7 protein-coding genes, 1 riboswitch and 1 other annotated feature are annotated in these 7,293 nt (G+C 34.5%); all 7 genes read left to right on the forward strand.

All coding sequences use genetic code 11. From position 1 onward, the window contains the following. Window positions 1-34: 34 nt before the first annotated feature. The 7 genes from ACH0B5_RS10800 to proS all read left to right on the forward strand — a co-directional run bounded on the left by ACH0B5_RS10800 (window position 35) and on the right by proS (window position 6,897). Window positions 35-571 (forward strand): GNAT family N-acetyltransferase, encoded by a 537-nt coding sequence (locus tag ACH0B5_RS10800; RefSeq protein WP_122970606.1) that lies wholly within the window; start codon window positions 35-37, stop codon window positions 569-571. A gap of 95 nt (window positions 572-666) precedes the next feature. Continuing rightward, window positions 667-766, forward strand: a riboswitch (TPP riboswitch). A gap of 117 nt (window positions 767-883) precedes the next feature. Next, window positions 884-1,648, forward strand: a complete 765-nt coding sequence (gene thiM / locus ACH0B5_RS10805; RefSeq protein ID WP_122970607.1) for a hydroxyethylthiazole kinase — start codon at window positions 884-886, stop codon at window positions 1,646-1,648. Then, window positions 1,633-2,457, forward strand: a complete 825-nt coding sequence (thiD, locus tag ACH0B5_RS10810) for a bifunctional hydroxymethylpyrimidine kinase/phosphomethylpyrimidine kinase (protein WP_341362135.1) — start codon at window positions 1,633-1,635, stop codon at window positions 2,455-2,457. Before thiM ends, thiD begins: the two co-directional genes overlap by 16 nt. Beyond that, window positions 2,447-3,076, forward strand: coding sequence for a thiamine phosphate synthase (gene thiE / locus ACH0B5_RS10815; RefSeq protein WP_122970609.1), 630 nt, complete (start codon window positions 2,447-2,449; stop codon window positions 3,074-3,076). The genes thiD and thiE overlap by 11 nt, the downstream gene beginning before the upstream one ends. 286 nt (window positions 3,077-3,362) lie before the next feature. Further along, on the forward strand, window positions 3,363-4,181 hold the full coding sequence (locus ACH0B5_RS10820; RefSeq protein ID WP_122970610.1) for an MBL fold metallo-hydrolase: 819 nt from the start codon (window positions 3,363-3,365) through the stop codon (window positions 4,179-4,181). Window positions 4,182-4,270: 89 nt separating this feature from the next. After that, window positions 4,271-5,035, forward strand: a complete 765-nt coding sequence (locus ACH0B5_RS10825; RefSeq protein ID WP_406927809.1) for a hypothetical protein — start codon at window positions 4,271-4,273, stop codon at window positions 5,033-5,035. An 87-nt stretch (window positions 5,036-5,122) separates the two neighbouring features. After that, window positions 5,123-5,346: a binding site (T-box leader), on the forward strand. A gap of 114 nt (window positions 5,347-5,460) precedes the next feature. Beyond that, window positions 5,461-6,897, forward strand: coding sequence for a proline--tRNA ligase (gene proS / locus ACH0B5_RS10830; RefSeq protein ID WP_122970612.1), 1,437 nt, complete (start codon window positions 5,461-5,463; stop codon window positions 6,895-6,897). Window positions 6,898-7,293 lie beyond the last annotated feature (396 nt).

Raw genomic sequence — 7,293 nt, forward strand, 5'->3', positions numbered from 1 at the left:
TTTTTGTCGAATGTAGAAGATAGGGGTGATACCAATGAATAATATTCGTTTTAAGAAATTTGAAAACGAACTAGATGATTTAGTTTCTTTTATGACAAAAAATACATGGGAATTCCATTCAATTCCCAATCCATCAAAAGAACAAATCATTGAAAATTATCATAATGGCTGTTATTTTCATAATCGAGAAACATTTTGGATTTTAAAGGGAGATAAAAAAATTGGTCTCATTGTAATCGATGATATAAATGATACGATACCATTGTTTGATATTCGGTTAGATAAAACGGTAAGGGGAAAAGGGTATGGGACACAAGCTGTCGATTGGATTGTTCAATATCTTTTTTCTTTACCGGATAAAAAAATTCGAATTGAGGCTCATACACGATGGGATAATTTGGCGATGAGAAAAACTCTCTATAATTGTCGGTTTGTGAAAGAAGGTTATTTCAGAAATGCATGGGAAAATGATAATGGTACGATTTACGACTCGTTATGCTATGCTTTCATCCGTGAAGATTGGGAAAAGGATCAAATAACTCCTATAAAACTTAACGAAATACCTTTTTAATCTAAAATTTTTTATAGGACTTAGTTCATTATTTAATTCTTGTTCCTAATTTAACTTGTAGAAAACTAGTTTTATGTTAATATGAAATCAATCAAATACTCTTGCAGGGGGACGCAATTTGCGTTGAGAAGGTTAAAACCTGACCCTTTGAACCTGACAGTTAAGACTGACGTAGGGAGCAAAGATTTTTTCGAGAATACATAATGATATCTTGGAATTTAAACGCTCTTTTGTCTTTGAACAAAAGGGCGTTTTTATTTATAAAAATTAGCTATACAAAGGAATCGAAAAAAATACCGAGGTGAAAGTAATATGACGTTGTCGAGTATTCGAAAAAAAAATCCATTAGTTCATTGTATTACAAACTATGTTGTAGCTAATTTTACAGCAAACGGATTATTAGCTACAGGCGCATCACCAGTAATGGCAGATGAAATGGAAGAAGTAGAAGAAATGGTTTCTATAGCAAATGGCTTATTAATTAATTTAGGAACCGTAAATGTTCGAACGTTAGAATCTATGATGATTGCTGGAAAAAAAGCAAATGAGTTAAACATCCCAGTTGTACTAGATCCCGTCGGTGTTGGAGCTACAAAATATCGACAACGAGCGATTAAAGATATTCTAGAAAAAGTAAACGTTCAACTAATACGCTGTAATATGGGCGAATTAGCAACCATCGCAGAGGTAGAATGGCAAGGTAGAGGGGTGGATAGTGGTAACGGGGACATGGATCTACCAACTGTAGCAAAACAAGTTGCAATAAAATATAACTGTCTTGTTGCTGTTACAGGATCAAAGGATTTTCTAACAGATGGCTATCTAGAATATTGGACAGTTGGTGGACATGAATTAATGACCCAAGTTACTGGTACTGGATGTCTACTAAGTGCGTTAAGCGCTGCAGCTTTAACCCTTGAAGGGAACCCATTATCCAATTTATGTGAGTTATTCATGGATTATAAACGTGTAGCGGAGTTGGCGAGTGACCACCTTCTACTCGGTACATTTCAAGAAGAAATCATAAACAGTATTCATTTATTATCTAGAGGTGGTAAACAATGGACGTTGTCATGACAATTGCAGGTGCAGATAGTGGTGGTGGAGCAGGTATACAAGCAGATTTAAAAACCTTTCAAGAACTAAAAGTATTTGGTACAACCGTTATTACGGCCCTTACTGCTCAAAATACATTAGGTGTACAAGGGATTTTTCCTACTTCACCTGATTTCGTACTTCAACAATTAACTTCCGTTTTTTCTGACTTTCATGTAAAAGCGGTCAAAACAGGGATGCTTTTTTCAGCTGAAATTATTGAAGTCATCGCCAATTACTTACAACAGAAAGACGTTCAACTTGTAATTGATCCTGTGATGATTGCCAAAGGTGGAGAAAGTCTACTACAAAAAGAAGCGGTAGATGCATTAAAGAATACTTTGTTGCCCATCGCTACTGTGTTAACACCCAATATTCCTGAAGCAGAAGTAATAAGCGGCATTAAAATAGAAAACGAGGATCATATGACAAAGGCAGCCCATACAATGCTGCAATATGGAGTGCAGTGTGTTGTAATGAAAGGCGGTCATTCGAAGGAGCTAAATACAGCAACAGATAAAGTTTATTTAGCCGACGGAACATCTTTTTCCATGATAAGTAAAAGAATTCATACAAAACATACCCATGGAACAGGATGTACTTTTTCGGCAGCCATTACTTCCTTTTTAGGGAGAGGATTATCCCTTAAGGAAGCAATGATTGAAGCGAAAAAATTTGTTCAATTAGCGATTGAAAATCCGTTAAATATCGGACACGGGCATGGACCTACCAACCATTTTGCTTATCAACAAAGGAAAGGCCAATATGAGGTGATTGTAGATGAATCGTAGTGATTTAGCAGTTTATTTTATAATGGGAACGGAAAACTGTAAAGAGGAGCCTTTAAACGTATTAGAAGATGCTTTGCAGGCAGGAATTACAATGTTTCAATTTAGGGAAAAAGGTCCTCGTGCATTAAAAGGGGAGGAATATGTAGAGTTTGCTAGAGCATGTCAACGTTTATGCAACCATTATCATGTGCCATTTATAGTGAACGATGATGTGGAGCTAGCCTTGAAATTACAGGCAGACGGTATCCATGTGGGACAAAAAGATATGGCGTTAGTAAACATTCGTGAACAATTTAAAGGAAAAATAATTGGTGTTTCCGTCCATAATGAAGAGGAAATGTCAAAAGCCGTATTAAATGGAGCGGATTATGTTGGAATTGGACCTATTTTCAAGACAACTTCAAAACCAGATGCAGAACCTCCTACTGGTGTAAGTTTTATAAAGGAAATACGTAACAAGTATCCGAATTATCCAATAGTCGCGATAGGTGGCATCACAACGGAAAATTCTAACGAAGTTCTTCAAGCTGGTGCAGACGGAGTAGCAGTTATCTCCGCTATTTGTCAAAGTTCAAACCGAAGAGAGACTGTTAATAGATTTAAAACTAAAAATTACTAAAATCAATAGAAATCCTCCGTTGATTAGTAATGGAGGAGAAAGGATGTTGAGAAAATATAGCATATTAAGAGGTATAGACATATAAAGTCTATCAAATACCAATGACTACGATTTTCCGAGTATGGAAAAAATCTAGTAATGTTCTAGTATAATTAAAGAACATTTCACAAAATAGTAGTAGAATACAATATAATAGCATAAATAAAAAGTGTACCATCATTTTCCTATGATGCGTGCACTTCTTTTATTAGTAATAATGATAGATTTACTATAGGGGTGATACTTATTGATAGCATATCAATCAAACAATGTAACTGTTTTTCAAAGTTTAATTTACAAAACGACATCCCTTGTTATCCGAACCAATGATTGTATCATTATTGTGGATCCAAATTTGCTCCCTATCGAAGTAAATGAAATAAAAGAATATGTAGAAGAGATTAGAGGAAATCGCCCTATCTATTTAATTTTTACCCATTCCGATTGGGATCATATTGTTGGTTACGGTGCTTTTCAAGACGGAATTGTTATTGCAAGTGAGCGTTTCGAAAATCGACAGGATAAAGAAGCGATACTTCATCAAATTAGACAGTTTGATGATCAATATTATTTAGATCGAGATTATCCTATTCTTTATCCTCCTGTTAATATCCCAGTAACCTTTGATGGACAAGTATTAGAAGTAGGTGAAACGAAATTTACCTTTTATATGGCAGAAGGTCATACAAATGATGGGATTTTTATTGTAGTAGAACCTTTAGGTGTATGGATTGCTGGGGACTATTTGTCAAATGTTGAATTTCCCTTCATTTATTTTAATAGTGAAAAGTATGAAGAAACATTACGAAAAACCAATAAAATTTTAGACAATCATTCTTTTCACCTTCTAGTACCGGGACATGGTGATCCAACAAATATTAAAGAGGAAGTCATTTTCCGAAAAATAACTTCTTATCGTTATATCCAGGAATTACGAAATGCCATTAAAGAAAACAGAGATCATCGTTTTTTAATACAAGGTTATAAATATAAAGAAGAACAAATTAAAAGCCATGAAGAAAACTATCAATTAATTAAAAAAGAATTGCAAGTTGAAGCAACCTAGCATAGTAATGAAGTGAACAATCCATCATTGAACCCTCTAGACAATTGCCGCATAAACTAGGTGAGGCGAGCAAAAGGGGGTGTCCTCAAATGGGATTGTATATTAATAATAAAGAACACCCAAGAGTGTTTAGTCAGTCGAATCATTTAGTAGAGCCGAATCAAGTGGAATTTAAGCGAGATTACTTATCCGAGTTAATTGAACAACAAGTGAATGCAACTCGAAACTTACAATTTTCCTTAAATCAAATACACTATTCTCAAAATGATTGGAATGAGCATCAAACAAATCAATTGAGAAAATTAAATGGACGATTAGATGAACTAAGGGAATTCCAGCATCATCAAAAAACATTGGATCAACAAGTCGACATTCGATTGGAAAATATTGAAAATCAACATCGTACATTAAACGAATCAATCCTTCAGGAACAACATATCCATCAGGATCTATTTGATCAAGTAAATGCGATCAATTATTCTCAAAAAGAAATTGTAAGTCGAATTGATGTTTTAAATGATGAATATAAAGAGATTGTTACGATTTTAAAAGATTACTCAGCTATAAACGAAGCGTTAATTACCCGTTTAGAAACAGTTGCCATGACAAAAGAAAAGTTGGAAGAACAAATTCAAGCCCATAGTGAACATAATCAACAGTTAGTTCATCAAATGACCTTTATCGAAGAAGCTCAAAAAGATGTTTTAGATCGGGTTGATAATAATGAAGGATTAATCGAAAAAGTTATGCGACAAATTGATCATCTGCGGTCTATTTTATTTGAACGTACAAACGATTTAGAAGAAAAAATTGAGAAAGTATTACAAAATTCAGTAACATTTTTCAAAAAATAACTTTTCTCTTTTTTCATTATTCATTTTTTTAGAAAATATTACACTTAGATTGAATTAATTTCTTTTATTTGATACAGTATAAGAAATATGGAATCAATGAAGTGACCAAGTAAATAAGAATTGTGAAACAGAAAATATAGCATTTGCTGAGAGCTATATCACCGCTTCTTATTGAAACCTATCACGGAGATGCGAGTTAAAGCTTGCCGAGTCGTTATCGTTACAAACGCGTAGAGGGTAGAAGGGAGAATTTTTTCTTTTTACCGAACTAAGGTGGTACCACGTCTATTCAGCACAAAGACGTCCTTTTGATTAGGACTCTTTGTGCTTTTTATTGTTCAAAAAATACGAACGAGTCGGAACCATAAATTGTAGCGCTAGATAGGGAAAATGAAAATTGTAAAAAGTTTTAGGAGGAAATAACAATGTCACAACAAACGAATGATTTTTCTAAATGGTATATTGACACAATTCAAAAAGCAGATTTAATGGACTATACACCCGTTCGTGGCTGTATTGCATTTAAACCAGACGGTTATGAACTATGGGAACATATTCAATCGGAAATGGACCGTCGTTTTAAAGAAACAGGTCACCGTAATGCCTATTTCCCAATGTTAATTCCAGAATCTTTCTTCCAAAAAGAGAAGGATCACATTGAAGGATTTTCGCCAGAACTTCCATGGGTAACAGAAGCAGCAGGAGAAAAATTAGAAGAACGATTAGCTCTTCGTCCGACTTCTGAAACAATGATTGGCCACCTTTATTCTGATTGGATTAAAAGTTACCGTGATTTACCAGTTTTAATTAACCAATGGGCGAACGTCTTCCGTTGGGAAAAGAAAACTCTTCCTTTCATCCGTACTTCTGAGTTTTTATGGCAAGAAGGGCACACAGCTCACGTGGATGAAGAAGACGCTCGTAAAGAAACGATGCAAATGTTAAACATTTATAAAGAAGTTGTTGAAAACTTTTTAGCGATTCCTGTATATGATGGACAAAAAACGCCATCTGAACGTTTCGCGGGGGCTGTTGATACGTATTCGATCGAAGCAATGATGAAAGATGGTAAAGCAGTACAAGCTGGTACTTCACACTATTTAGGGACAAAATTTGCTGAAGCCTTTGATATTAAATATTTAAATAAAGAAAATAAACATGTTCATGTGCATACGACATCATGGGGTACGTCTACTCGTTTAATTGGTTCAGTCATTATGGTACACGGTGACGAGCAAGGTTTAGTCCTACCGCCAACAATTGCTCCAACACAAGTTGTATTAATTCCAGTAGGTCCATGGAAGAAGAACCCAGCTATTATCGAGAAATTAGATGAAATCTTCGCAGCACTTAAAGCAAAGGGTATTCGTGTCCGTCTTGATGATTCTGATCAATCACCAGGATATAAATTTAATGAATGGGAATTAAAAGGGGTACCAGCACGTATTGAACTAGGTCCTCGTGATTTAGAAAATAATCAAGTATTATTAAAAATGCGTGATGAATCCGATAAACAAACTGTAGATTTAAACTCTGTTGTCGAAGCAATTGAAAAAGAGTTGAAAGTGATGCAAACAAGACTTTATGACAAAGCAAAAGCATTCCGCGATGCGAATTCTCATACTCACATTGATTCTTTAGAGCAATTACAGCAACATTTATCTGATTCTGAGAAAAACGGAACGATTCCAGGTTGGATTTTAGCAGGATGGTGTGGTGACGATGCTTGTGAATCTAATGTAAAAGAACAAACGAAATTTACAACTCGTAACATACCGTTTAATCCACCAACTGAAAAACATACATGTATTAACTGTGGTAAAGAAGCGAAACATACAGTTTGGTTTGGCCGAGCTTATTAATTAAATGACAATCCACCTAAAAATCCTCCATGAAGAGAATTTTTAGGTGGATTTTATTATTTAGATGATTCGAACACTATTTCATACGATTTAGCACAGACTATAAAGTAGAGAAAGTAAGAAAGATTCTAACTTAGTATGTGACATTAAATCAGCTCCCTTGTTAGGAAAAAATGAAAAATAGTATCAATGATTAATTGTTCGAATCATTATTCAGTTTGGTTCTTTTAATAAATATCATACTTGTTTGCTAGTTTTTGCACTCAGTAGTTTTAAAATAAAAAAGACCCAATTATTAAAATTGGGCCACGCACTGACTTAAAAAAATGAGACAAATAAAAACACCTTTCGTTGAAAAACGGGTATTAAACCTATAAATCCAACGTGGAGGTGTTT

The organism is Ureibacillus sp. 179-F W5.1 NHS, from assembly GCF_045369345.1.
In the GTDB taxonomy this organism is placed as follows: Bacteria; Bacillota; Bacilli; order Bacillales_A; family Planococcaceae; genus Ureibacillus; species Ureibacillus halotolerans.